We start from the raw sequence: 23,392 nt of genomic DNA on the forward strand, positions 1-23,392 counted from the left end.
GTTCATGCTCCCAAGAGGCTTTGCCCACACACTCGCAGCGCTTGACCGCTAACCGCCCCGGAGCCCGGTTGGGCGAGCCAGGCTACTGCTTCGGCGACGTCCTGCGGCAGGCCGCCCTGGCCCAGCGAACTCATGCGTCGTCCGGCCTCACGCAAGGCAAACGGAATATGCGCAGTCATCTGGGTTTCGATAAAGCCGGGCGCCACGGCGTTGATACTGATGCCGCGCCCCTGGAGCAGCGGTGCCCAGGCCTGCGCAAGGCCGATCAATCCCGCTTTGCTTGCGGCGTAGTTGGTCTGCCCACGGTTGCCGGCGATGCCGCTGATCGACGCCAGCAACACCACGCGGGCGTTGTCATGCAGGGTGCCGCTGTCGAGCAGCGCCTTGGTCAGTACCTGCGGCGCATTGAGGTTGACCGCCAGCACCGCGTCCCAGTATTCCGGGGTCATGTTGGCCAGGGTCTTGTCGCGAGTGATCCCGGCGTTGTGTACCAGAATGTCGAGGCCATCGGGTAGGTGTTCGATCAATTGGCTGGCGGCATCTGCAGCGCAGATATCCAGCGCGATCGGGCGTGCCCCCAGGCGCGCGGCCAGGGCTTCGAGGTCGGCCTTGGCCTGGGGCACGTCCAGCAAAATTACCTCGGCGCCGTCGCGGGCCAGGGTTTCGGCGATGGAGGCACCGATGCCTCGGGCTGCGCCAGTGACCAGCGCTTTGCGCCCGGCCAGGGGCCGCGTCCAGTCCTCGACGGGTGTGGCGCAAGCGTCCAGGCGAATGACTTGCCCCGAGATATACGCGCTTTTGGGCGAGAGGAAGAAGCGCAGCGCGCCTTCCAGTTGGTCTTCGGCACCGTCGCCCACATAAAGCAATTGCAGCACGCCGCCATTGCGCAGTTCCTTGGCCAGCGAGCGGCTGAAGCCTTCCAGGGCGCGCTGGGCACTGGCGGCGAAGGGGTCGCTGAGGCTTTCCGGCGCGCGGCCGAGGATCACCAGGTGGGCGCTGTTATCCAGGTTTTTCAGCAGCGGCTGGAAGAATTCGCGCAGTTGCTTGAGTTGATCGGTGTGCTGCAAGTCGCTGGCGTCGAACACCACGGCCTTGAGCTTGGGACCGTGACCGGGGATCCACGTCGACGTCTGCGCGCCGTAGGTATAAATCGCGTCGGTGAGCTTGTGGGCAAACGCCTGCACGTTGCCCGCCAGCGCGCCGCCGCCCAGCAGCAAAGCACCTTCCACCGGACGCAGGCGCCCGGCTTGCCAGCGTTCCAGGCGTACCGGTGACGGCAGGCCAATGGCGGCGACCAGGCGATGGCCGAGGCTTGAGTTGGCGAAGTCGATATAACGGTCAGACATGGAACGCTCTCCGAAGGCTGGGGTTCAAAGGGTTGACCACCCCGGGGCGGCAGTCGTTCGATTGAGCCTAGGCTAGGCTGAATGATTCCACCCACAACCTTCAGGGAGCTTTCCATGACTCAATTGCGCCGTGTGGCGATCATCGGCGGTAACCGCATTCCCTTCGCTCGCTCTAATGGCCCTTACGCCACGGCGAGTAACCAGGCCATGCTGACCGCCGCCCTGGAAGGCCTGATCGAACGCTACAACCTGCACGGCCTTCGCATGGGTGAGGTGGCCGCTGGCGCAGTACTCAAGCATTCGCGCGACTTCAACCTCACTCGCGAGTGCGTGCTGGGCTCGCGCCTGTCGCCGCAAACGCCGGCCTATGACATCCAGCAGGCGTGCGGCACCGGTCTGGAAGCGGCGTTGCTGGTGGCCAACAAGATCGCCCTGGGTCAGATTGAATGCGGGATTGCTGGCGGGGTGGACACCACCTCCGACGCTCCGATCGGGGTGAATGAAGGCCTGCGCAAGATCCTGCTGCAGGCCAACCGCAGCAAATCCGTGGCGGATAAATTAAAAGTCCTGTTACAACTTCGTCCCCATCACCTCAAGCCGGAACTGCCGCGCAATGGCGAACCACGTACGGGTTTGTCCATGGGGCAACACTGCGAATTGATGGCGCAGACCTGGCAAATTCCCCGCGCCGAGCAGGACCAGCTGGCGCTGGAAAGCCACCAGAAAATGGCCGCCGCCTATGCCGAAGGCTGGCATAACGATTTGCTCACCCCGTTTCTGGGCCTGACCCGCGACAACAACCTGCGGCCCGACCTGACTCTGGAAAAACTCGCGACCCTCAAGCCCGCTTTCGAGCGCAGCGAAAAGGGCACGCTCACCGCCGGCAACTCCACGCCGCTCACCGATGGCGCCTCGCTGGTGCTCTTGGGCAGTGAAGCCTGGGCTAAAGAGCGCGGTTTGCCGATCCTCGCGTACTTGCGCGATGGCGAAGCGGCGGCAGTGGATTTCGTCAACGGCGCCGAAGGCCTGCTGATGGCGCCGGTGTATGCGGTGCCGCGCTTGCTGGCGAGGAATGGTCTGACGCTGCAGGACTTCGATTACTACGAGATTCACGAAGCCTTCGCTGCCCAAGTGTTGTGCACGCTCAAGGCCTGGGAAGACGCGGACTACTGCAAGACACGCCTGGGACTCGACGCACCCTTGGGTGCTATCGACCGTAGCCGGCTCAATGTGAAAGGCAGCTCCCTAGCCGCCGGGCACCCGTTTGCCGCCACGGGTGGGCGTATCGTCGCCAATCTGGCCAAGTTGCTGGATGCGGAGGGCAAAGGCCGCGGGCTGATATCCATCTGTGCGGCGGGCGGGCAAGGGGTTACAGCGATCATAGAGCGCTGAAACTGGCCTATTGGTTGCATTCTTAAGTGATCAACGGTCGGTAGCCCCTCCCACCGACGCGCTGATTGCCGTATAACGAGTGCCATACGCGTATTTGGTAATAAAGGACCCACAATAAAAGCTGATGAAGACTCCTAAACGCATTGAACCCCTGATCGAAGACGGTCTGGTCGACGAAGTGCTGCGCCCACTCATGAGTGGTAAAGAAGCAGCTGTTTATGTGGTGCGCTGCGGCAACGAATTGCGTTGCGCCAAGGTTTACAAGGAGGCGAACAAACGAAGTTTTCGTCAGGCATCCGAATACCAGGAGGGCCGTAAGGTCCGTAACAGCCGGCAGGCCCGGGCCATGGCCAAGGGCTCCAAGTTCGGCAAGAAAGAAACCGAAGATGCCTGGCAGAACGCCGAAGTGGCGGCGTTGTTCCGCCTGGCCGGTGCGGGCGTTCGCGTGCCCCAGCCGTTCGACTTCCTCGAAGGCGTGCTGCTGATGGAACTGGTGGCCGACGAGTATGGTGATGCAGCACCGCGTCTGAACGACGTCACGCTGGAACCGGACCAGGCGCGCGAATACCACGCCTTCCTGATTTCCCAGATCGTGCTGATGCTGTGTACCGGCCTGGTGCACGGTGACCTGTCCGAGTTCAACGTGCTGCTCACGCCGACCGGTCCGGTGATCATCGACCTGCCCCAGGCGGTGGATGCGGCGGGCAACAACCACGCCTTCAGCATGCTGGAGCGGGACGTAGGCAACATGGCCTCCTACTTTGGGCGCTTTGCTCCGGAGTTGAAGAAGACCAAGTACGCCAAGGAGATGTGGGCGCTTTACGAAGCCGGCACCCTGCACCCGGCCAGTGTATTGACCGGCGAGTTCGACGAGCCGGAAGAGCTGGCGGATGTCGGCGGTGTGATCCGCGAGATCGAAGCGGCGCGGTTGGATGAAGAGCGTCGCCAGGCGATCCGCGCGGCGGATGATGCGCCATCGAGCAAGGTGCCGGACGAGCCACCGCCACCGCCGTGGATGCAGTGATCTCCAGATACATGGAGATCTAAAAATGTGGGAGCGGGCTCGCTCGCGAATGCGGTGGATCAGTCAGCAAATGTATCGACTCTTACCCCGCATTCGCGAGCAAGCCCGCTCCCACATTTGGTTTGTATGTATTCAGATAGACTCTCTCAGGCGCAACAGCTACCGGACGCCAATTCCTTGAGGATCGGGCAATCCGGCCGATGATCGCCTTGGCAGTGCTCTACCAGGTCCTGCAAGGTATCGCGCAGCTGTCCCAGCTCAAGAATCTTCTGGTTCAGCTCATCGATATGCTGGCGTGCCAACGCCTTTACATCGGCGCTGGCCCGTTGCCGGTCCTGCCACAGGGTCAGCAGCTTGCCGACCTCTTCCAATGAAAACCCCAGATCCCTCGAGCGTTTGATAAACGCCAGGGTGTGCAAGTCATCCTGGCCGTACACGCGATAGCCACTGTCGGTGCGATGCGCGGCTTTGAGCAGGCCGATGGATTCGTAGTAGCGAATCATCTTGGCACTCAACCCGCTCTGGCGTGCGGCTTGGCCGATGTTCATGGGCGCTGATCCTCCAGGTTCTTGGGCTTCCACGTCTTCAACAGTAACGCATTACTCACCACGCTGACGCTGGACAAGGCCATCGCCGCGCCGGCCAGTACCGGGTTGAGCAGGCCAAAGGCGGCCAGCGGAATGCCGATCAAGTTATACACAAAGGCCCAAAACAGGTTCTGGCGGATCTTGGCGTAGGTCTTTCGGCTGATCTCCAGTGCCGCAGGTACCAGGCGCGGGTCGCCGCGCATCAGGGTGATACCGGCGGCGTGCATGGCCACGTCGGTGCCGCCACCCATGGCGATGCCGATATCGGCGGCGGCCAGGGCCGGGGCGTCGTTGATGCCGTCGCCGACCATTGCGACAACCCCGGTTTTTTTCAGCTCGGCGACGGTGGCGGCTTTGTCGGCAGGCAGTACTTGCGCGTACACATCGTCGATGCCCAATGCCTCGGCCACCACGCGGGCACTGCCGCGATTATCACCCGTGAGCAAGTGGCTGCTGATGTGCTGGGCCTTGAGTTGCTCCACTGCTTCCAGCGCACCGGGTTTGAGCGTGTCGCCAAAGGCGAACAGTCCAAGCACTCGGGGTTGTGCGCCTTGTTCGATCAGCCAGGACAAGGTGCGGCCTTCTGCCTCCCAAGCCTTGGCGGAGTCGGCCAGATGGCCCGCGTTCAAGCCGCTTTCTTCCAGCAGGCGATGATTGCCCAGAGCCAGTTGCAGGCCGTCCAGCGTGCCGGCGATGCCACGCCCGGTCAGGGATTGGCTGGCGGTCACGTCCGTCACTGTCAGACCTTGTTCCTTGCAGGCGTCCAGCACGGCCTTTGCCAGCGGGTGCTCACTGCCACGTTGCAACGCTCCGGCTTGTTGCAGCAGCAAGGTTTCGTTGCCATCCACGGCTGCCAAGTGCGCAATCTTCGGCGCGCCGGAGGTGAGGGTGCCGGTCTTGTCGAAGACCACCGCGCTCACTTCATGAGCGCGTTCCAGGGCTTCGGCATCCTTGATCAGAATACCGTGGCGCGCGGCAACACCCGTGCCGGCCATGATCGCAGTTGGCGTGGCCAGGCCCAGCGCGCAAGGGCAGGCGATCACCAAGACCGCGACGGCATTGATGATTGCCGTTTCCAAGGGCGCGCCATACAGCCACCAACCCACCACAGTCACCAACGCCAGCACCAGCACGGCCGGGACGAAGACCTGGCTGACTTTATCCACCAGTTTCTGGATCGGAGCCTTGGCGGCCTGGGCGTCTTCCACCAGGCGGATGATCCGCGCCAGTACGCTTTCGGCACCGAGGGCCAGGGTGCGCACCAGCAGCCGGCCTTCGCCGTTGATGGCGCCGCCGGTAACCTTATCGCCGGGTTGTTTTGGCACGGGCAGGCTTTCGCCACTGATCAGGGCTTCGTCCGCATGGCTCTGCCCCTCGACCACCTCACCGTCCACCGGGAAGCGTTCGCCGGGTTTTACCAGCACCAGATCATTGAGTTTCAGGGCATTGATGGCGACATCTTCTTCACGGCCCTCAATCACCCGAATCGCCCGCTCCGGACGCAAGGCTTCCAGGGCGCGGATAGCGCTGGCGGTCTGGCGCTTGGCGCGGCTCTCCAAATATTTACCGAGCAGCACCAGGGCGATCACCACCGCCGAGGCTTCGAAGTACAGGTGCGGTGCCATGCCGGGATGCGCGGTGAGCCATTCATAAATACTCAAGCCATAACCGGCGCTAGTGCCGATCGCCACCAGCAGGTCCATATTGCCAGCACCGGCACGCACGGCTTTCCAGGCGGCGACATAAAAGCGTGCGCCAAAGATGAACTGCACGGGGGTGGCCAGGGCGAATTGTGCCCATGCCGGCAGCATCCAGTGCAGGCCGAAGGGTTCCACCAGCATCGGCAGCACCAATGGCAATGCCAGCAGGATCGCCAGCATCAGCGACCAACGTTCGCGGTGCAGGCGCTGGGCTTGGTCCGCGTCGGTGGCGGTTTCGCTCTGGGGCAACGTGGCGGTATAGCCGGCTTTGTCGACGGCTGCGATCAACACGCCGGGGTCCATCTGGCCGAGCACTTCGACATGGGCGCGTTCATTGGCCAGGTTGACGCTGACGCTTTGCACCCCCGGCACCTTGCCCAGCGCCCGCTCGACCCGGCCGGCACAGCTGGCGCAGGTCATGCCGCTGATCGGCAGGTCAAAGGTGGTGGATCCATTCATGGGGCAGTCCTCCAAGAGAAGTTGCCCCTAGGATCAACCTTGACCTGTGGGGAAGGTCAAGCGTCTTTAATATTCCAATTCGGCAGCTTTCAGGTACATCCCATCCGGGCCCTGGGCAATGCGCAATTTGCGCACGTCACCGGCCTTGAGCGTGATGTTCTGCGCTGGCGGCGCCAACATCCCCGGCAGGCAGCCAGGGGATTGGCCTGGCAGCAGCTTCAGGCGCAACGAAAGATTGCCCGCCGGCAAGTTGAACGATGTGGCCTGTTCCTGGAACAGCCTACCCGCGAGTTGGTCATTCAGGTACAGGCCGATTTCGCAGTTGGTCGGCACTTCCAGGCGTTCCCGGGAAATGATCAGCACCGCATAGTCTTCTGCGGCGAAGGCTTGGGGCGCAGCGGCCGACAAGCTCATCAGGCCAGCAAGGGCAAAAAACGACCAGCGCATGGCGAATGCTCCGTGGTGTGAATCAAAGATGGGTGAAGCTTGGCCTTTGAAGCGGCCAAATACTAGCCCGGCAGAAATTTCCGGAACTTGACCTTGCCATCGTGGCAAGGTCGAGACTGGGTCCAACCTCATCAAAGGAGTCATGTCATGCAAGTATTCAGCGTTGAAGGAATGACCTGCGGCCATTGCGTTCGAGCGGTGACCCAGGCAGTGCAGAGCCAGGATCCGGCGGCCAGTGTGAAGGTCGACTTGGCCGCGAAGGAAGTGGGCGTCGAAAGCCGCTTGTCTGCCGAACAGGTGATCGAGGCGATCACCGAAGAGGGCTACAGCGCCAAGCTTGCCTGATACAGGTAAATAGTTAGCGAGCTATCGTGTTCAATGCACCCAAGCGCGGCTAGACTATCGGGCTGCCGTCTCACTTGGGTGCCCGATGAACCTCCGCATAATCCTGATTCTGGGTGCCTTGAGCGCCTTCGCGCCCTTGGCGATCGATTTTTACCTGCCGGGCTTCCCGGCCATGGCCAAGGCCTTCGCGACCGACGAAAAACACATCCAACTGACCCTGGCGGTGTATTTCGGTGGCCTGGCCATCGGCCAATTGATCTATGGCCCACTGGCTGACCGCTTTGGCCGACGCGGCCCGCTGCTCAGTGGGGTCACGCTGTTTACCCTGGCTTCATTTGCCTGCGCCTTTGCGCCCTCCCTGGAATGGCTGATCGGCGCGCGTTTTGTGCAGGCCCTTGGGGGCTGCGCTGGCATGGTGATCTCCCGCGCAGTGGTCAGTGACAAATGCGACGCGGTCGGCTCAGCCAAAGTGTTTTCCCAGTTGATGCTGGTCACAGGCCTGGCGCCGATCCTTGCACCGCTGGCCGGTGGACTGATGGTGGGAATATGGGGCTGGCAGTCGATTTTCCTCGCCCTGTCGATCTTCAGCGTGATGGCGGCCATCGCCGTGGCCGTCGGGCTGCCGGAAACCTTCCCGGCCCATCAGCCGCGCCAGCCGTTGTCCGGGTCGCTGCGTCGCTATGCTGCGCTGCTGTCGGACCGGGTCTACCTCGGCTATGCCCTCACCGGTGGTATCTCGATTGCCGGGATGTTTGCCTACATCGCTGGTTCACCTTTCGTCTTCATCCAGCTCTACGGCGTGCCTGCCGAGCATTACGGCTGGCTGTTCGGCTCCAACGCTGCGGGCTTTATCCTGGTGGCGCAGGTCAACGCGCGGTTGCTGTCCAAGCGTGGCCCGGCGTTCCTGTTGTCGCGCAGTGTGTGGGTCTACCTGCTGGCCGCGTTGAGCTTGCTGGGTATCGCGGCGCTGCGCACCGATGCGTTGTTGCCGTTACTGGTGCCGCTGTTTATTTGCATCGCCAGCCTGGGCTGCATTTTGCCGAATACTTCGGCCTGTGCCATGAGCGGGCAGGGTGCACGGGCCGGTAGCGCTTCGGCGTTGCTCGGTTGCATTCAGTTTGGCGTGGCGGCGGGGGCGGCGTCGTTGGTCGGAGTTTTGCACGACGGCACGGCGATGCCGATGGCGATGGTCATCAGCTTGTGCGGTGTGTTGGCGGTGACGATCGCAATGTCGACCCAGCGCCTGCAACGCAAACGGGCCTTGCAGGCGCAGGTCTGAACAGCGGATCAGCCAGCGGCGGAGCGTTGCTGGCTGCTTGGAAAACGGTGGGGCGCCTGGATACGGGCTTGCAGGGTGTCGGCAAAGGCACGGGCCTCTGCCTCGGTGCGGAAGGTGAAGGCGTCCTGGTCGAGACGGACTTGCCATTTATTGCCTGCGGATTTTGCTAACGCTTTTATCAGGATTTTCATTGCTGACTTCCTCACGTAAAAGAATCGTGGCAAAGGCGGCCAATATAAACCCGAATACCCTCAGAGATATGACAAAGGTCAACTGTCTGACTAGCGGTGTCGTCCATTACTTACATGAATAATGGACGACCCTGACAGCTATTTTTTCAGAAGCCTTCCAGCACGATCTTGCCCTTGGCCTTGCCGCTTTCCAGCAGTGCATGGGCACGGCGCAGGTTCGCCGCATTGATCACACCGAAGTGCTCACCCACCGTGGTTTTCAAGGTGCCGGCGTCGATCAGTTCGGCTACGCGATTGAGCAGGTTGTGCTGTTCGATCATGTCCGGGGTCTCGAACATCGAACGCGTGTACATGAACTCCCAATGCAGCGACAGGCTCTTGCGCTTGAGTTTGCTGACGTCCAGCGCCTTGGGATCGTCAATCAGCGCCAGCTTGCCTTGGGGTTGTAAGGCCTCCACCAACTGGTCCAAGTGATGATCGGTCTGGGTCAGGCTGGCGACGTGGGTCACTTGCGGATGGCCAGCGGCTTTCAGCGCTTCGCTCAGCGGTTGGCTGTGGTCGATCACCAGGTCAGCGCCAAGGGCCTTGGTCCACTCCTGGGTTTGCGGACGCGAAGCAGTGCCGATCACTTTCAAGGCGGTGAGCTGGCTGGCCAGTTGGGTCAGGATCGACCCCACGCCACCGGCAGCGCCGACGATCAGCAGGCTCTGGCCTAGGTCTTGTGTCCCTTCCTGCACTTGCAGGCGTTCGAACAGCAATTCCCAGGCGGTGATGGCGGTCAGCGGCAACGCGGCGGCTTCGGCAAAACCCAGGCTTTTCGGCATATGCCCGACGATGCGCTCATCCACGGTGTGCAATTCGCTGTTGCCGCCTGGACGCACCAGAGAGCCGGCGTAGAACACCTTGTCGCCGGCCTTGAACAGCGTCACGTCGCTGCCGACGGCCTTGACCACACCGGCCACATCCCAGCCCAGTACCTTGGCGGCGCCATTTTCCGGGGCGACGTTCTGGCGAACCTTGGTGTCCACCGGGTTGACCGAGATGGCTTTGACGTCCACCAGCAAGTCACGCGGGCCGGCGACAGGCGCAGGCAGTTCGATGTCTTGCAGGGCGTTTGGATCGTTGATCGGCAGTGAGGCGTAGTAAGCAATGGCTTTCATGATGGCTCCAGAAAAGGCGGGATCAGGCGAGAAATTTCAGGCGCTTGAGCTCGAAGTGTTCGAGCACATCAGCGGCCTTGGCGCGAAAGCTCTGGATATGTGCGCTCTGGTCGTGGTCGGCCAGCGCCGCGTCGTCGCTCCAGCGTTCGAGCATGTAGAAGGTTTCGGGGTGTTGCAGATCCTGGTGCAGGTCGTACTGCTCGCAACCGGCCTCCAGGCGAGTGGGTTCCAACAGGCCGCGCAGCAAGGTTTCCAGGGTGGCCTGTTGGCCGGGTTTGGCGATCAGCGTGGCGATGACGTTAAAGGCGGTGGTCATATTCAACTCCAGACACGTGATGAACGGATGCAGAGATGATTGGCTATTTCCTGCGCAGATAAAACCCGCTAAAACAGCAGTCTGTTTCAACAAAACTTTGATAATGAGTGCAAGTGCATGCTGCGTTTTGATGATTTGCAGTTGTTTGTGCGTGCGGCAGACCTTGGCAGCTTGTCCGCTGCGGCACGGGTGATGGACCTGTCGCCTGCGGTAGCGAGTGCGGCACTCAAGCGGATCGAACAGCAACTGGGTACACGCTTGCTGGCGCGTTCCACTCGCAGCCTGCGCCTGACGGCCGAAGGCGAGGGCTTCCTGGAATATGCCCGTGCGGCCTTAAGCTCGCTGGATGAAGGGCGACGCTTGTTGGCCAGCGGGCAGGACCATGTCAGCGGTGTGCTGCAATTGTCGGCTCCGTCGGATTTCGGGCGCAATCAGCTATTGCCGTGGTTGGATGAGTTCCAGCGTGACTACCCGCAACTCACCGTGCGGCTGTTGCTGGGTGATCGGATTGCCGATCTGTTCCGCCAGCCGGTGGATATCGCCTTGCGCTATGGTGAGCCTGAGGACTCCAGCCTGATCGCGCTGCCCATCGCCCCAGACAATGTGCGTGTGCTGTGTGCCTCTCCCAGCTATCTCGCACGTTATGGCGAGCCTCGGCACCTGGAGCAACTGGCCCAGCATAATTGCCTGTTGTACATGCTTGGCAGCCGGGTCCACGATCATTGGACCTTTTACGATGGCAAGCGCGAAATCAGCCTGACCGTCACCGGCGACCGCTTCAGTGACGATGCCGATGTGGTCCGCCGCTGGGCGGTGGCGGGTGTGGGCATTGCCTACAAGTCCTGGCTGGATGTGAGTACCGACGTGCTGGCCGGGCGCTTGCGGCTTATCCTGCCGGAGCTGCGGGGTGAGCGCACGCCGCTCAATCTGTTGTGTGCCCATCGTGCGCAACTGAGCAAGCCCATCAATCTGCTGCGGGAAATGCTCGTGTCCCGCTGTACGACATTGACCGCCCAATTGCCAGTGCGATCCAGTGCGACGTAACGGACTCCATCAAAGTAGGAAAATTCACTCAGCTCCTGTCCCTCTCTACGCTGTCAGACGCGATGGAACCGGCGGTTTGCGCCCCTATACTTTGGTGCCTACCTCAGCAGAAAAATAAATCGACAGGGAGTGAAAAGATGGAAGCTGCACCTTGCATCAGTCAGATCGCCAGCTTGCTCGCCGAACCCAAACGTGCCGCCATGCTGTGGGCCTTGATGGATGGCTCGGCCAAGTCGCCCGTCGAGTTGGCAGCACTTGCCGGGTTGTCACCGACCTCTGCCAACGCGCATCTGGCGCGACTGACGGCAAGTGGCGTGCTGCGAGTCGAAGCCCAGCGTGGCAAGCGCTTGTTCCGTGTCGCGGCGCCTGATGTCAGCGCCGCTATTGATGCCTTGGCCAGGACCACCATGGCGTGCGCCGCACGCCGTGGGCCGCAGGCTTTAACGCCGGCCTTGGTTGCCCCGGCGTTGTTACGCCATGCGCGGTTGTGCCATGGCCACCTCGGCGGGGAATTGGGGGCGCAGCTGTATCAGCATCTTTTGGACGCGTGTTGGATAGAGTGCCATGAGCAGCGCGCCGATATCACCGTCAAGGGCGCGCAGCGCCTGGCAAACCTGGGGATTTTTACCCAAGCCCTGGCGTCGCCGCTGGTGTGTAATTGTTTCGATTGGAGCCAGCCCCAACCTCACCTGGGCGGTGCGTTGGGAGCGGGGTTGTTGCAACTGTTTCTACAGTCGAATTGGATCAGCGTGATCAATGACTCCCAGGCTTTACGGGTCAACGCCGCAGGACACAGGGAAATCACCCGATTGGCCATGTCTGTATGACATGGCCAATCCTTTTCTACTCAGTTATGGCTTTACGAGGCGCGCATCCAGGCTGTTCTGCGCCAGGCGTTTGGCCTGGTCCTGGGTCATGCCTAGCGAGGTGTACAGCGCGTGGAAGTTCTCGGTGACATAACCGCCGAAGTACGCCGGGTCATCCGAGTTCACCGTCACCTTTACGCCACGCTCAAGCATGTCGAGGATGTTGTGCTGGGCCATGTCATCGAACACGCACAGCTTGGTGTTGGACAACGGGCACACGGTCAGCGGGATCTGCTCGTCGATGATGCGCTGCATCAGGCGCTCGTCTTCGATAGCGCGCACGCCATGGTCGATGCGCTGGATTTTCAGCAGGTCGATGGCTTCCCAGATGTACTCGGGCGGGCCTTCTTCGCCGGCGTGGGCCACGGTAAGGAAACCTTCGTGGCGGGCACGGTCGAACACGCGCTGGAACTTGCTCGGTGGGTGACCCATTTCCGAGCTGTCCAGGCCCACGGCCACGAACGCATCGCGGAATGGCAGAGCTTGGTCCAGGGTTTTCTCGGCTTCAGCTTCGCTCAGGTGGCGCAGGAAGCTGAGGATCAAGCCGCTGGTGATGCCCAGTTGCTGCTCGCCATCTTTCAATGCGGCAGCGATGCCGTTGAGCACTACTTCGAACGGGATGCCACGGTCGGTGTGGGTCTGCGGATCGAAGAAGGGTTCGGTGTGAATCACGTTCTGCGCTTTGCAACGCAGCAGGTAGGCCCAGGTCAGGTCGTAGAAGTCCTGGGAGGTGCGCAGTACATCGGCGCCCTTGTAATACAGGTCGAGAAACTCTTGCAGGTTGTTGAAGGCATAAGCCTTGCGCAGGGTTTCGACGTCGTTCCACGGCAGCGCAATCTTGTTGCGCTCGGCAAGGGCAAACAGCAACTCAGGCTCCAGCGAGCCTTCCAGGTGCAGGTGCAGTTCAGCCTTGGGCAGGGCGTTGAGCCAATCGTACATTTTCTAAATTCTCATCAGGTGCAATGGCGGCATTCTACAGGCCATGGCCGAAATAATCGGCAAAACCTGACCAGCAGGATCGTTTTCGTTGCATTCGCGCAAGGGCCGCGTGAACTAAGGTGTAACGAAACGTTAGCGGCGTGACGCAGTCTGTACCCCATCAATGACTGATTTGCCGCACTAAAAGGCCCGGAATGCTCACATCTCTCAAGCAAGAAAAATTCATGCTGCTGGCGCTGATTGCTGCCATCGCCGCCTACCCGTTGGAGCACTGGATGCTGCACAGCGGGCAGATCACGGCGTTGTTGGCCGGCGTGGTGCTGATCGGTTTTATCGTGGTGGCGTCGATGCGCGTGGCCCATCATGCCGAGCAACTGGCGGAAAAGGTCGGTGACCCCTACGGCACCATGATCCTCACCCTTGCCGCCGTGCTGGTGGAAGTGGTGATCCTGGCGATCATGATGAGCAACGAGCCGTCGCCCACCCTGGTACGGGACACCATTTATTCGGCGGTGATGCTCGATATCAACGGCATCCTCGGCCTGGCAGCGCTGATGGGCGGCATCAAGCATGGCGAACAGTCCTACAACGATGATTCGGCCCGCACCTACAGCGTGATGATCCTCACCGCCATGGGTGTGTCGATGGTGGTGCCGGAATTCATCCCCGAAGCCGACTGGAAAATCTATTCGGCCTTCACCATTGGCGCGATGGTGGTGTTGTACACCCTGTTCCTGCGCATGCAGGTTGGGCCGCACAGTTACTTCTTCAGCTACAGCTACCCGGAAAAACGCCGCAAGAAGTTGCCGGAAGACGAGCAGGCGCCGCCGGTCAACCTGGCGTTCTCCATCGGTACGCTGGTGTTTGGGGTGATTGTGATCGGTGCGCTGGCCGAGGTGATGTCCAAGACCCTGGACCTCGGCCTGGAAGGCACGGGGGCGCCGCCGGTGATTACGGCGATTGTGGTCGCGGCCATTTCGGCAGCGCCGGAGATTCTGACGGCATTGCGCGCCGCGTTGGCCAACCGCATGCAGTCGGTGGTCAACATTGCGTTGGGTGCTTCGCTGTCGACGGTGATCCTGACGGTGCCGGTGATGGAGGCAATGGCGCTCTACACCGGCCAGCCGTTCCAGATGGCGATGACGCCGGTACAAACGGTGATGGTGTTTATCACGTTGATCGTCAGTGCGATCAACCTCAACGATGGCGAAACCAACGCCATCGAAGGGATGACCCATTTCGTGCTGTTTGCGACCTTTATCATGCTGTCGCTGTTGGGGTTGTAATCAGCCAGCGATCAACTGCCGCGCGGCCTGGGTGTGATCGGCGATCAGGCCTTTCAGGTCCAGGCCTTCGACCTGGCCGTCGATCACGCGCCATTTGCCTGCAATCATCACCCGGTCCGCACGGTCGGCGCCGCACAACAGCAGCGCCGAAATCGGATCATGGCTGCCGGAGAAGCGCAGCTCGTCGAGTTTGAACAGCGCCAGGTCGGCCTGTTTTCCGACGGCCAATTCACCGATATCCGTACGGCCCAGCAACCGCGCCGATCCTTTGGTTGCCCAGCCCAGCACGCCTTCCGGGGTGATCTTTTCCGCGCCGTAACGCAGGCGCTGGATGTACAAAGCCTGGCGCGCTTCAAGGATCATATTCGACGCGTCGTTGGACGCGGAACCGTCCACACCCAGGCCGATAGGCGCGCCGGCCGCGAGAAGGTCCAGGGTCGGGCAGATGCCGGACGCCAGGCGCATGTTCGAGCTTGGGCAATGGCAGATGCCGGTGCCTGCAGCGCCCAGGCGCGCAATTTCATCCGGGTTGAAGTGAATGCCATGAGCCAGCCAGGTACGTGGGCCGAGCCAGCCGACGCTGTCGAGGTAGTCCACGGTGCGCAGGCCGAAGCGCTGCAGGCAGAAATCTTCTTCGTCGAGGGTTTCGGCCAGGTGGGTGTGCAGGCGTACATCCAGGCGGTTGGCCAGTTCGGCGCTGGCTTCCATGATTTCCGGGGTGACGGAAAACGGTGAGCAGGGCGCCAGGGCGATCTGGATTTGCGCGCCGTCACCCCGCTGGTGGTATTCGCGGATCAGACGCTGACTGTCTTCAAGGATGACTTGGCCCTGCTGCACCGTCTGTTGCGGTGGCAGGCCGCCGTCGGCTTCACCCAAACTCATGGAACCACGGGTGAGCATGGCGCGCATGCCCAGCTCGCGGACGCTTTCCACTTGTACGTCGATGGCGTTTTCCAGGCCGTCGGGGAACAAGTAGTGGTGGTCCGCCGCTGTGGTGCAGCCCGAGAGCAGCAATTCGGCCAATGCGACTTTGCTGGCGAGAGCGAGCTTTTCCGGGGTGAGTCGTGCCCAGACCGGGTACAGGGTTTTCAACCAGGGAAACAATGGCTGATTGACCACCGGCGCCCAGGCGCGAGTCAGGGTTTGATAAAAGTGGTGGTGAGTGTTGATCAGCCCCGGCAAGACCACATGCTCACGCGCCTCGAACACTTGGGCGCAGGGCAGCGCGGGTTCTTGGCCTTGGGCCAGCACTTCGCTGATCACACCGTCTTGCAGCACCAGGCCGCCACGGGCGTCGAGGCCGTTGGCCGTGAAAATCGCGAGGGGGTTTTTTAACCAGATACGGGTCGCAGGCATTGGCCGGCTCCTCTGAATGATGGGTTCAGGTTTGCCAGCTCAGTGTTGCCCTGTCTGCTGATCCAGGGTCGCCGGTAAAGGCGAGGGGGCAGTCTACGCGCGGATCGTTACCGACGGCAATCGGTCGATAACGATCCTCAGGGTTTTACCAGGCGATGGTGTCGCCTTTGTAATCGATGAAATGATGGCCGCCTTTGCCTGTGTAGGCGTTCACCTGGTCCACCAGGCCGCGCACGCTGGTGTCGACATCGATGTGTGCGTTTTCACCGCCCATGTCGGTCTTCACCCAGCCTGGGTGCAACGACAGCACGGTCAACTTATGGTCGCCCAGCTGGGTAATAAAGCTGTTGGTCATGGAGTTGAGTGCCGCCTTGCTGGCTTTGTACAGCGCCAGGTCGGAGCCGTCGGGGATGGTCACGCTGCCCAGTACCGAACTCATGAAGGCCAATACGCCGCTGTCTTTACGGATTTGCCCGACAAAACGCTGGGCCAGGTTGATCGGCGCTACGGCGTTGGTGAAGAACAGTTGGCCGACTTCTGCCAAGGTGGCGTGGCCCGGCTCTTGATTGGCGGGGCCCTTGACTCCGGCGTTGACGAACAGCAGGTCGAAGGTCCGTTCCTTCAGGCGTTGGCTCAGGGCGATCACGGCTTGCTGGTCGTCCATGTCGAGTTTTTCGATCTTTACTGGGCCGACGGCCTTCAGGGCATCGGCCTTGCTCGGATCGCGCACGGTGGCGGTCACGTCCCAACCGTCCTGCAACAGTTGCTTGACCAAGCCAAGGCCCAGTCCGCGCGAGGCGCCGATGATCAATGCGGTTTTTGGCGTAGACATGAAAAGCTTCCTTTTAGAGTCGCGGTTCAGGGTGTTCAGCGTTGTAGCAGGATACGCCCACGGCTGAGGTCGGCGAGTTGAATTTGCAGGGTATCGATATGTGCTTCGCCCAAGGCGAGCTGCAACTCGACGCCGTTGGCGGTGAAGGTTTCTTCGACCACCAGCCCGCCCAGTTCAGCGACGCGCAGTTTAACCAGGTTCAGCTCGGCGAAAGCGCAGGCGCAACTCAAGGGCACGCGGCTGATCAGTTCGATGCGTTCGGCATTTTGCAGGCATTTATTGGCGCCTCCGCCGTAGGCGCGGGCCAGGCCGCCGGTGCCCAATTGGATGCCGCCGTACCAGCGAATTACCAGCACCGCGACCTGATCAAACCCTTGTGCCTCGATGGCCGCCAGAATCGGCCGTCCAGCGGTGCCACCGGGTTCGCCGTCGTCATTGCTGCGGTATTGGTCAGCGAGCTTCCAGGCCCAGCAGTTGTGCGTGGCGTTCAAGTCGCTGTGCTGCTCGAAAAACGCCTGGGCATCTTGTGGGCTGGTGATGGGGCCGGCGAGGGTAATGAATCGGCTTTTGCGTATTTCTTCTCGAAACTCGCAAAGGCCGGTGAGCGTGAAAGGCATAAGTCGCTTCGTTTAATAGGCGGGCTTGACGCCACAGCCTTTGAGAATGATGTGGATCAGGTTGGTGCCGGCGTCTTCCATATCCTGCTTGGTCAGCTTGGTGCGACCGGTGACGCGGCAGATCTGGGTGGCGAAGTCGGCGTAGTGCTGGGTGCTGCCCCACAGCAGGAAGATCAAGTGCACGGGGTCGATCGGGTCCATCTTGCCGGCGTCTATCCAGGCTTGGAACACTGCCGCGCGGCCACTGAACCAGGCGCGGTAGTCCTGGCTGAAATATTCGGTAAGGCATTCGCCGCCGCTGATGATTTCCATCGCGAAAATTCGCGAGGCCTGGGGTTGGCGGCGCGAAAACTCCATCTTGGTACGGATGTAGCGGGTGAGGGCGACGGCCGGGTCATCTTCGGCGGTCAGCGTGTTGAAGGTGCTGTCCCACAGTTCGAGGATGTTGCTGAGCACCGCAATGTACAGGCCCAGCTTATTGGTGAAGTAGTAATGCAAGTTGGCCTTGGGCAACCCGGCACTGGCAGCGATGGTGTTCATGCTGGTGCCTTTGTAGCCATGGCGCGCGAACTCATCTTCAGCAGCCTGGAGAATCGCTTGTTCGTTCTTTTGCCGAATGCGGCTGGCGGGCTTACCGGCGTGGTTGCTGTGGGCAGGAACTTCGAGGCTCATGGAGGTTTCCGTGCTGATCGATAGAGACGACGTGTGCACAGATAACCCACCCTCAAGCCTCAGACAAGTCCTGATGCAATAAAACCGTCAAAGCGGTTCCAGGGTGTCGCTTTCCGGAGTGTAGTTTGCGGCAGTCGCGGTTGCTTTGGCTTCGGGTAATAACAGGCACAACACAATCGCGGTCAACCCGCCGCTGGTGATGGCGGAGTCGAACAAGTTCTGTACCAGCGTCGGCATCAGGTGCAGCAGGTTCGGTTGCGCTGCGATGCCCAGGCCGACGCCAAACGAGGTGGCGATGATCAGCATGCTACGCCGGTCCAACGGTGCCTGGGCAAGGATGCGCACGCCGGCGGCGGCCACACTGCCGAACATCACCAGGGTGGCGCCGCCCAATACGGGTTTGGGGATTTGTTGCAGTATCGCGCCAATCAATGGAAACAAGCCGAGGCAAAACAGCACCACACCGATGTATAGGCCGACGTAACGGCTGGCCACGCCGGTAAGTTGGATCACGCCGTTGTTCTGCGCAAAGGTGGTGTTAGGGAAGGCGCTGAATGTCGCAGCGATCATGCAGCTCACGCCATCGCCGAGTACGCCACCTTTAAGCCGGCTTATATAAGAAGGGCCGCTGATGGGCTGGCGGGCGATCATGCAGTTGGCGGTTAGGTCGCCGACGGTTTCGATGCTGCTGATCAGATAAATCAGCGCAATCGGCAGGAAAGCGCTCCAGTCGAAGTTGAAACCGAAGCGAAACGGGATGGGCAGGCTGACCAGAGGCAGGTCGGGCAGGGCTTGAGGCACGAGTTTGCCGCTGAACCAGGCAGCGAGACTGCCGAGGGCCAAGCCGATGATGATGGCAGAGAGGCGTACCCAAGGTGTGTTGGAGCGGTTGAGCAGAATGATCGTCAAAACGACGAACACGCCCAGCGCAAGGTTGGTGGGCGCGCCGAAGTCGGGGGCGTTGAAGCCGCCGCCGAGATCAGTGATACCGACCTTGATCAAGCTGATGCCGATCAGGGTGATGACAATCCCGGTCACCAAGGGCGTGATGACTCGACGCAACTGGCCGATAAAGCGGCTCAGCACGATCTGCACTACAGCGCCGAAAAAGCACACCCCAAAGATCATCGCCATGATGTCTTCCGGGCTGCCACCGCGTTGTTTCACCAGGAATCCGGCCGATAGCACTGCACCGAGAAACGCAAAGCTGGTGCCTTGCAGGCAGATCATCCCGGCGCCGATTCCAAATGGCCTACGCGCCTGAATGAAGGTGCCTACGCCGGAGACCATCAGCGCCATGCTGATCAGGTAGGGTAAATGGGCAGTGAGGCCCAGGGTGGAGCCGATGATCAGCGGCGGGGTGATGATGCCGACAAATGCAGCGAGCACATGTTGCAGTGCGGCGAGAAAAGCCGGGGCAGGTTTTGGGCGGTCGTTGAGGCCGTAGATCAGGTCGCTGCTGTTGGACGCTTCTGGTGGCATGGCGGGCAAACTCAAGGTCTATGTCCTTGGGTTATTGCAAAAAGCTGTCCAACTGCTCAGCTTTTAGCTGCTAGGCCGAGTTAGCGGGTTGCCGCGAGACTTTCCAGGAAGCTTTCCAGCACCAAATGGGTGCGTCGGCCCTTGCGCGTGACCGATGCGAGGCTTAAATCGTAAAAACGTGTAGTCGGTTTCAGCGCACGCAGTCGTCCTTGTTGTACCCACAGGCTGGCGTAATGGTCGGGCAGGTAGCCGATATAGCGGCCGGTGAGAATCAGGAAGGCCATGCCTTCCCGGTCCGAAGCGCTCGCGGTGCAGTTTAGGGCCTGGTAATGGGCCTGAATCTCGGCGGGCAGGCGGAAGGTTGGGGCGATCGCGTCTTGGGCATCGATGCGTGCGTCGCCCAGCTGCTTGTTGTCGGCGTAGAACAGTGGGTGCCCAACGGCGCAGTAGAGCAGTGAACGCTCACTGTACAGCGGCTGGTATTCCAATCCCGACAGGGCGCTAGCCTGGGGCACCACGCCCACATGCAGGCGGCCGTCGAGTACGCCTTGCTCGACTTCGTTGGGGGCGATCATGCGGATCTGGATTTGCACGTCCGGTCCGCGCTCTTTGAGCTGTGCGAGCGCATGGGTGATGCGCATGTGGGGCAGGGTGACGAGGTTGTCAGTGAGGCCGATGATCAACTCGCCCCGCAAGTGCTGGTGCAAGCCGTTGACCTCGGTGCGGAAGCTTTCCAGGGCACTTAATAGTTGCAGGGCGGATTGGTAGACCTCGCGGCCCTCTTCGGTCAGCGAGAAGCCGGCGCGGCCGCGTTGGCACAGTCTTAATCCGAGCCGTTGTTCGAGATCGCTCATTTGCTGGCTGATCGCCGAGCGCCCGATGCCCAGCACGGTTTCCGCCGCTGAGAAGCCGCCGCATTCGACCACGCTGCGAAAGATGCGCAGCAGGCGGATATCGAAGTCGCTGACTTGAGCCAGGGGATCGGGTCGACGGCTGCTCATAGTTTAGTGAAGGCCTGACTGAAGGTTAGAAGAGTTGAATTTCACCGACTTTATCGCCATGGCAATTTAGCTGCAACAACGCTTTTCAATCCCGACGCTGCCTTTTGCCCCGCGAGGTTTTGCTGATGAACATGCCCGAAAACGCCCCATCGTCCCTGGCCAGCCAATTGAAGCTGGACGCGCACTGGATGCCGTACACCGCCAACCGTAACTTCCAGCGTGACCCGCGCCTGATCGTGGCGGCCGAGGGTAGCTGGTTGACCGATGACAAGGGGCGCAAGGTGTACGACTCGTTGTCGGGGCTGTGGACCTGTGGCGCCGGGCATACCCGTAAGGAAATACAGGAAGCGGTGGCCAAGCAATTGGGCACTCTGGACTATTCGCCAGGCTTCCAATACGGTCATCCGTTGTCCTTCCAACTGGCGGAAAAGATCACTGACCTGACCCCTGGCAACCTGAATCATGTGTTTTTCACCGACTCCGGCTCCGAGTGTGCCGATACCGCGGTGAAGATGGTGCGGGCCTACTGGCGCCTGAAAGGCCAGGCGACCAAGACCAAAATGATCGGTCGCGCCCGTGGTTATCACGGCGTGAACATCGCCGGCACCAGCCTGGGCGGCGTTAACGGCAACCGTAAGATGTTTGGTCAGGCGATGATGGATGTTGACCATCTGCCGCACACCTTGCTGGCGAGCAACGCCTTCTCCCGTGGCATGCCGGAGCAGGGCGGTATCGCGCTGGCGGATGAGCTGCTCAAGCTGATCGAGTTGCATGACGCATCGAACATCGCCGCTGTCTTTGTCGAGCCAATGGCAGGTTCTGCGGGCGTGCTGGTCCCGCCAAAGGGTTACCTCAAGCGTCTGCGTGAGATCTGCGACCAGCACAACATCCTGCTGGTGTTTGACGAAGTGATCACCGGCTTCGGCCGTACCGGCTCGATGTTTGGTGCTGACAGCTTCGGCGTGACCCCAGATCTGATGTGCATCGCCAAACAAGTCACCAACGGCGCGATCCCGATGGGTGCGGTGATTGCCAGCAGCGAGATCTACCAGACTTTCATGAACCAAGCCACGCCCGAGTACGCGGTGGAATTCCCCCACGGCTACACCTACTCGGCGCACCCTGTCGCCTGCGCCGCCGGCTTGGCGGCATTGGACCTGTTGCAGAAGGAAAACCTGGTGCAGAGCGTCGCTGAGGTCGCACCGCACTTTGAGAATGCGCTGCATGGCCTGAAGGGCGGCAAGAACGTGATCGATATCCGCAACTACGGCCTGGCCGGTGCGATCCAGATTGCCCCGCGTGACGGCGATGCGATCGTGCGCCCATTCGAGGCCGGCATGGCTCTGTGGAAAGCCGGTTTCTATGTGCGTTTTGGCGGTGACACCCTGCAGTTCGGGCCAACCTTCAACAGCAAGCCACAGGACCTGGATCGCCTGTTCGATGCGGTCGGCGAAGTGCTGAACAAGATCGACTGATTTCTCCTTCTATATAGAACAACTTTTCAGGAGCCCCGCATGAGCCTTATCCAGCATTTGATCAACGGTGAGTTGGTCAACGACAGCGGTCGCAGTGCCGACGTGTACAACCCGTCCACCGGCCAGGTGATCCACCAAGTGCCGTTGGCCAGCCGTGAAACCATTCAACAGGCAATCGACTCGGCCAAGGCGGCGTTCCCGGCCTGGCGTAATACTCCAGCGGCCAAGCGTGCCCAGGTGATGTTTCGTTTCAAGCAATTGCTGGAGCAGAACGAAGCGCGTATCTCGCAGTTGATCAGCGAAGAGCATGGCAAGACCTTGGAAGATGCCGCGGGTGAACTGAAGCGGGGGATCGAAAACGTCGAGTACGCGTGCTCTGCGCCGGAAATTCTGAAGGGCGAGTACAGCCGTAACGTAGGACCGAATATTGATGCTTGGTCGGATTTTCAACCACTGGGCGTAGTCGCTGGCATTACGCCGTTCAACTTCCCGGCGATGGTGCCGTTGTGGATGTATCCGCTGGCGATTGTCTGCGGTAACTGTTTCATCCTGAAACCATCGGAGCGTGATCCGAGCTCCACACTGTTGATCGCGCAGCTTTTGCAGGAAGCCGGTCTGCCTAAAGGTGTGCTGAGTGTGGTGCACGGCGACAAGGGCGCAGTGGATGCGCTGATTGAAGCGCCGGAAGTGAAAGCGTTGAGCTTCGTGGGTTCGACGCCGATTGCCGAGTACATCTATTCGGAAGCGACCAAGCGTGGCAAACGCGTGCAGGCACTGGGTGGTGCGAAGAACCATGCGGTGCTGATGCCGGATGCGGATTTGGATAACGCCGTCAGCGCGTTGATGGGCGCTGCTTATGGTTCTTGCGGTGAGCGCTGCATGGCGATCTCGGTAGCCGTGTGCGTGGGCGACCAGGTAGCGGATGCGTTGATTGCCAAACTGGTGCCGCAGGTCAAGGCGCTGAAAATCGGTGCGGGCACTTCCTGCGGCCTGGATATGGGGCCGCTGGTGACAGGGCAAGCCCGAGACAAGGTCAGTGGCTATATAGAAGACGGCGTGTCGGCGGGTGCCCAACTGGTGGTTGATGGTCGTGGCTTGAGTGTTGTCGGACATGAAGAGGGTTTCTTCCTCGGTGGCAGCCTGTTTGATCGTGTGACGCCAGAGATGCGTATCTATAAGGAAGAGATCTTTGGGCCCGTGCTGTGCGTGGTGCGGGTGAATAGCCTGGAAGCGGCGATGCAGCTGATCAACGATCACGAATATGGCAACGGCACCTGTATCTTTACCCGAGATGGTGAAGCGGCGCGTTTGTTCTGTGACGAGATTGAAGTGGGCATGGTCGGCGTGAACGTTCCTCTGCCCGTGCCGGTGGCGTATCACAGCTTTGGTGGTTGGAAGCGTTCGCTGTTTGGTGACCTGCATGCATATGGGCCGGATGGGGTGCGTTTCTATACCCGTCGCAAAGCGATCACCCAGCGCTGGCCGCAGCGGGCCAGCCATGAAGCGTCGCAATTTGCTTTCCCTAGCTTGTCTTAAGGCAAGCTGAAAGCCGGCCCCTCGGGGCCGGCTTTCGCGT

Annotated in this window: 23 protein-coding genes; 9 read left to right on the forward strand and 14 right to left on the reverse strand. The window is 60.8% G+C overall.

Going from position 1 to position 23,392, the window contains the following annotated elements; all coding sequences use genetic code 11:
- Nucleotides 1-2: 2 nt before the first annotated feature.
- On the reverse strand, nt 3-1,346 hold the full coding sequence (locus tag RB216_RS03120; protein WP_308908305.1) for a 3-oxoacyl-ACP reductase: 1,344 nt from the start codon (nt 1,344-1,346) through the stop codon (nt 3-5).
- 114 nt (nt 1,347-1,460) lie between these two features.
- Between RB216_RS03120 and RB216_RS03125 the strand changes: the two genes are divergently transcribed.
- Entirely contained in the window at nt 1,461-2,738 is a 1,278-nt protein-coding gene (locus tag RB216_RS03125; protein WP_308908306.1) for an acetyl-CoA C-acetyltransferase, read from the forward strand.
- Nucleotides 2,739-2,862: 124 nt separating this feature from the next.
- Complete coding sequence (locus tag RB216_RS03130; RefSeq protein ID WP_028615606.1) at nt 2,863-3,762, forward strand: PA4780 family RIO1-like protein kinase; 900 nt, start codon at nt 2,863-2,865, stop codon at nt 3,760-3,762.
- Between the two features lie 146 nt (nt 3,763-3,908).
- Here the strand turns inward: RB216_RS03130 and cueR are convergent, their stop codons facing one another.
- From cueR to RB216_RS03145, 3 genes are all read right to left on the reverse strand, one after another.
- Complete coding sequence (cueR, locus tag RB216_RS03135; RefSeq protein ID WP_028615607.1) at nt 3,909-4,310, reverse strand: Cu(I)-responsive transcriptional regulator; 402 nt, start codon at nt 4,308-4,310, stop codon at nt 3,909-3,911.
- Nucleotides 4,307-6,508 carry a heavy metal translocating P-type ATPase gene (locus RB216_RS03140; RefSeq protein ID WP_308908307.1) on the reverse strand — a complete coding sequence of 734 codons (2,202 nt, stop codon included), beginning with the start codon at nt 6,506-6,508 and terminating at the stop codon, nt 4,307-4,309. Before RB216_RS03140 ends, cueR begins: the two co-directional genes overlap by 4 nt.
- A 66-nt stretch (nt 6,509-6,574) precedes the next feature.
- Nucleotides 6,575-6,955: a hypothetical protein gene (locus RB216_RS03145; RefSeq protein ID WP_028615609.1), complete on the reverse strand. Its 381-nt coding sequence runs from the start codon at nt 6,953-6,955 to the stop codon at nt 6,575-6,577.
- A gap of 147 nt (nt 6,956-7,102) precedes the next feature.
- Here RB216_RS03145 and RB216_RS03150 point away from each other — a divergent pair, with 147 nt between their 5' ends.
- Together RB216_RS03150 and RB216_RS03155 are read left to right on the forward strand one after the other, a co-directional pair.
- Complete coding sequence (locus RB216_RS03150; protein WP_016977037.1) at nt 7,103-7,300, forward strand: heavy-metal-associated domain-containing protein; 198 nt, start codon at nt 7,103-7,105, stop codon at nt 7,298-7,300.
- A gap of 85 nt (nt 7,301-7,385) precedes the next feature.
- Nucleotides 7,386-8,579 carry a multidrug effflux MFS transporter gene (locus RB216_RS03155; RefSeq protein ID WP_308908308.1) on the forward strand — a complete coding sequence of 398 codons (1,194 nt, stop codon included), beginning with the start codon at nt 7,386-7,388 and terminating at the stop codon, nt 8,577-8,579.
- 8 nt (nt 8,580-8,587) lie between these two features.
- On the opposite strand, the gene RB216_RS03160 is transcribed toward RB216_RS03155, so the two are convergent.
- The 3 genes from RB216_RS03160 to RB216_RS03170 all read right to left on the reverse strand — a co-directional run bounded on the left by RB216_RS03160 (nt 8,588) and on the right by RB216_RS03170 (nt 10,246).
- Nucleotides 8,588-8,770, reverse strand: a complete 183-nt coding sequence (locus RB216_RS03160) for a hypothetical protein (protein ID WP_016977039.1) — start codon at nt 8,768-8,770, stop codon at nt 8,588-8,590.
- Nucleotides 8,771-8,916: 146 nt separating this feature from the next.
- The gene (locus tag RB216_RS03165) at nt 8,917-9,930 is read right to left on the reverse strand and encodes a zinc-binding alcohol dehydrogenase family protein (protein WP_028615611.1); all 1,014 of its coding nucleotides are present in this window, start codon (nt 9,928-9,930) and stop codon (nt 8,917-8,919) included.
- Between the two features lie 22 nt (nt 9,931-9,952).
- Complete coding sequence (locus RB216_RS03170; RefSeq protein WP_028615612.1) at nt 9,953-10,246, reverse strand: putative quinol monooxygenase; 294 nt, start codon at nt 10,244-10,246, stop codon at nt 9,953-9,955.
- Between the two features lie 117 nt (nt 10,247-10,363).
- Here RB216_RS03170 and vimR point away from each other — a divergent pair, with 117 nt between their 5' ends.
- Complete coding sequence (vimR, locus tag RB216_RS03175) at nt 10,364-11,290, forward strand: transcription regulator VimR (RefSeq protein WP_028615613.1); 927 nt, start codon at nt 10,364-10,366, stop codon at nt 11,288-11,290.
- Nucleotides 11,291-11,427: 137 nt separating this feature from the next.
- Nucleotides 11,428-12,117 carry an ArsR/SmtB family transcription factor gene (locus RB216_RS03180; RefSeq protein WP_028615614.1) on the forward strand — a complete coding sequence of 230 codons (690 nt, stop codon included), beginning with the start codon at nt 11,428-11,430 and terminating at the stop codon, nt 12,115-12,117.
- Between the two features lie 24 nt (nt 12,118-12,141).
- Here the strand turns inward: RB216_RS03180 and RB216_RS03185 are convergent, their stop codons facing one another.
- Nucleotides 12,142-13,095, reverse strand: a complete 954-nt coding sequence (locus RB216_RS03185) for an adenosine deaminase (protein WP_027607950.1) — start codon at nt 13,093-13,095, stop codon at nt 12,142-12,144.
- Between the two features lie 194 nt (nt 13,096-13,289).
- Here RB216_RS03185 and RB216_RS03190 point away from each other — a divergent pair, with 194 nt between their 5' ends.
- Entirely contained in the window at nt 13,290-14,381 is a 1,092-nt protein-coding gene (locus RB216_RS03190; protein ID WP_016977045.1) for a calcium:cation antiporter, read from the forward strand.
- Here RB216_RS03190 and RB216_RS03195 read toward each other — a convergent pair whose 3' ends face one another.
- The 6 genes from RB216_RS03195 to RB216_RS03220 all read right to left on the reverse strand — a co-directional run bounded on the left by RB216_RS03195 (nt 14,382) and on the right by RB216_RS03220 (nt 20,341).
- Nucleotides 14,382-15,737 (reverse strand): 8-oxoguanine deaminase, encoded by a 1,356-nt coding sequence (locus RB216_RS03195; RefSeq protein ID WP_122685909.1) that lies wholly within the window; start codon nt 15,735-15,737, stop codon nt 14,382-14,384. It abuts the gene before it with no gap.
- A 145-nt stretch (nt 15,738-15,882) separates the two neighbouring features.
- Nucleotides 15,883-16,569 carry an SDR family oxidoreductase gene (locus RB216_RS03200; protein WP_028615617.1) on the reverse strand — a complete coding sequence of 229 codons (687 nt, stop codon included), beginning with the start codon at nt 16,567-16,569 and terminating at the stop codon, nt 15,883-15,885.
- Nucleotides 16,570-16,604: 35 nt separating this feature from the next.
- Entirely contained in the window at nt 16,605-17,186 is a 582-nt protein-coding gene (locus RB216_RS03205) for an IMPACT family protein (RefSeq protein WP_028615618.1), read from the reverse strand.
- Nucleotides 17,187-17,198: 12 nt separating this feature from the next.
- The gene (locus RB216_RS03210) at nt 17,199-17,858 is read right to left on the reverse strand and encodes a TetR/AcrR family transcriptional regulator (protein WP_028615619.1); all 660 of its coding nucleotides are present in this window, start codon (nt 17,856-17,858) and stop codon (nt 17,199-17,201) included.
- 87 nt (nt 17,859-17,945) lie between these two features.
- The gene (locus RB216_RS03215; RefSeq protein WP_308908868.1) at nt 17,946-19,340 is read right to left on the reverse strand and encodes a uracil-xanthine permease family protein; all 1,395 of its coding nucleotides are present in this window, start codon (nt 19,338-19,340) and stop codon (nt 17,946-17,948) included.
- An 80-nt stretch (nt 19,341-19,420) separates the two neighbouring features.
- Nucleotides 19,421-20,341, reverse strand: coding sequence for a LysR family transcriptional regulator (locus RB216_RS03220; protein ID WP_308908309.1), 921 nt, complete (start codon nt 20,339-20,341; stop codon nt 19,421-19,423).
- Nucleotides 20,342-20,466: 125 nt separating this feature from the next.
- On the opposite strand from RB216_RS03220, the gene aptA reads away from it, so the two are divergent.
- Nucleotides 20,467-21,816 (forward strand): omega-aminotransferase AptA, encoded by a 1,350-nt coding sequence (aptA, locus tag RB216_RS03225; RefSeq protein ID WP_068933799.1) that lies wholly within the window; start codon nt 20,467-20,469, stop codon nt 21,814-21,816.
- Nucleotides 21,817-21,855: 39 nt separating this feature from the next.
- A complete protein-coding gene (locus RB216_RS03230) occupies nt 21,856-23,352 on the forward strand; it encodes a CoA-acylating methylmalonate-semialdehyde dehydrogenase (RefSeq protein ID WP_068933797.1) in 1,497 nt (498 codons plus the stop codon).
- Nucleotides 23,353-23,392: the final 40 nt, after the last annotated feature.

Source organism: Pseudomonas canadensis (genome assembly GCF_030980095.1).
Lineage (GTDB): Bacteria > Pseudomonadota > Gammaproteobacteria > Pseudomonadales > Pseudomonadaceae > Aquipseudomonas > Aquipseudomonas canadensis.

Excerpts from the sequence above, each read along its gene's own strand:
- RB216_RS03120 (WP_308908305.1), bottom strand. The coding sequence starts at position 1,346 with ATGTCTGACCGTTATATCGACTTCGCCAACTCAAGCCTCGGCCATCGC.
- RB216_RS03125 (WP_308908306.1), top strand. The coding sequence starts at position 1,461 with ATGACTCAATTGCGCCGTGTGGCGATCATCGGCGGTAACCGCATTCCC.
- RB216_RS03130 (WP_028615606.1), top strand. The coding sequence starts at position 2,863 with ATGAAGACTCCTAAACGCATTGAACCCCTGATCGAAGACGGTCTGGTC.
- cueR (WP_028615607.1), bottom strand. The coding sequence starts at position 4,310 with ATGAACATCGGCCAAGCCGCACGCCAGAGCGGGTTGAGTGCCAAGATG.
- RB216_RS03140 (WP_308908307.1), bottom strand. The coding sequence starts at position 6,508 with ATGAATGGATCCACCACCTTTGACCTGCCGATCAGCGGCATGACCTGC.
- RB216_RS03145 (WP_028615609.1), bottom strand. The coding sequence starts at position 6,955 with ATGCGCTGGTCGTTTTTTGCCCTTGCTGGCCTGATGAGCTTGTCGGCC.
- RB216_RS03150 (WP_016977037.1), top strand. The coding sequence starts at position 7,103 with ATGCAAGTATTCAGCGTTGAAGGAATGACCTGCGGCCATTGCGTTCGA.
- RB216_RS03155 (WP_308908308.1), top strand. The coding sequence starts at position 7,386 with ATGAACCTCCGCATAATCCTGATTCTGGGTGCCTTGAGCGCCTTCGCG.
- RB216_RS03160 (WP_016977039.1), bottom strand. The coding sequence starts at position 8,770 with ATGAAAATCCTGATAAAAGCGTTAGCAAAATCCGCAGGCAATAAATGG.
- RB216_RS03165 (WP_028615611.1), bottom strand. The coding sequence starts at position 9,930 with ATGAAAGCCATTGCTTACTACGCCTCACTGCCGATCAACGATCCAAAC.
- RB216_RS03170 (WP_028615612.1), bottom strand. The coding sequence starts at position 10,246 with ATGACCACCGCCTTTAACGTCATCGCCACGCTGATCGCCAAACCCGGC.
- vimR (WP_028615613.1), top strand. The coding sequence starts at position 10,364 with ATGCTGCGTTTTGATGATTTGCAGTTGTTTGTGCGTGCGGCAGACCTT.
- RB216_RS03180 (WP_028615614.1), top strand. The coding sequence starts at position 11,428 with ATGGAAGCTGCACCTTGCATCAGTCAGATCGCCAGCTTGCTCGCCGAA.
- RB216_RS03185 (WP_027607950.1), bottom strand. The coding sequence starts at position 13,095 with ATGTACGATTGGCTCAACGCCCTGCCCAAGGCTGAACTGCACCTGCAC.
- RB216_RS03190 (WP_016977045.1), top strand. The coding sequence starts at position 13,290 with ATGCTCACATCTCTCAAGCAAGAAAAATTCATGCTGCTGGCGCTGATT.
- RB216_RS03195 (WP_122685909.1), bottom strand. The coding sequence starts at position 15,737 with ATGCCTGCGACCCGTATCTGGTTAAAAAACCCCCTCGCGATTTTCACG.
- RB216_RS03200 (WP_028615617.1), bottom strand. The coding sequence starts at position 16,569 with ATGTCTACGCCAAAAACCGCATTGATCATCGGCGCCTCGCGCGGACTG.
- RB216_RS03205 (WP_028615618.1), bottom strand. The coding sequence starts at position 17,186 with ATGCCTTTCACGCTCACCGGCCTTTGCGAGTTTCGAGAAGAAATACGC.
- RB216_RS03210 (WP_028615619.1), bottom strand. The coding sequence starts at position 17,858 with ATGAGCCTCGAAGTTCCTGCCCACAGCAACCACGCCGGTAAGCCCGCC.
- RB216_RS03215 (WP_308908868.1), bottom strand. The coding sequence starts at position 19,340 with ATGCCACCAGAAGCGTCCAACAGCAGCGACCTGATCTACGGCCTCAAC.
- RB216_RS03220 (WP_308908309.1), bottom strand. The coding sequence starts at position 20,341 with ATGAGCAGCCGTCGACCCGATCCCCTGGCTCAAGTCAGCGACTTCGAT.
- aptA (WP_068933799.1), top strand. The coding sequence starts at position 20,467 with ATGAACATGCCCGAAAACGCCCCATCGTCCCTGGCCAGCCAATTGAAG.
- RB216_RS03230 (WP_068933797.1), top strand. The coding sequence starts at position 21,856 with ATGAGCCTTATCCAGCATTTGATCAACGGTGAGTTGGTCAACGACAGC.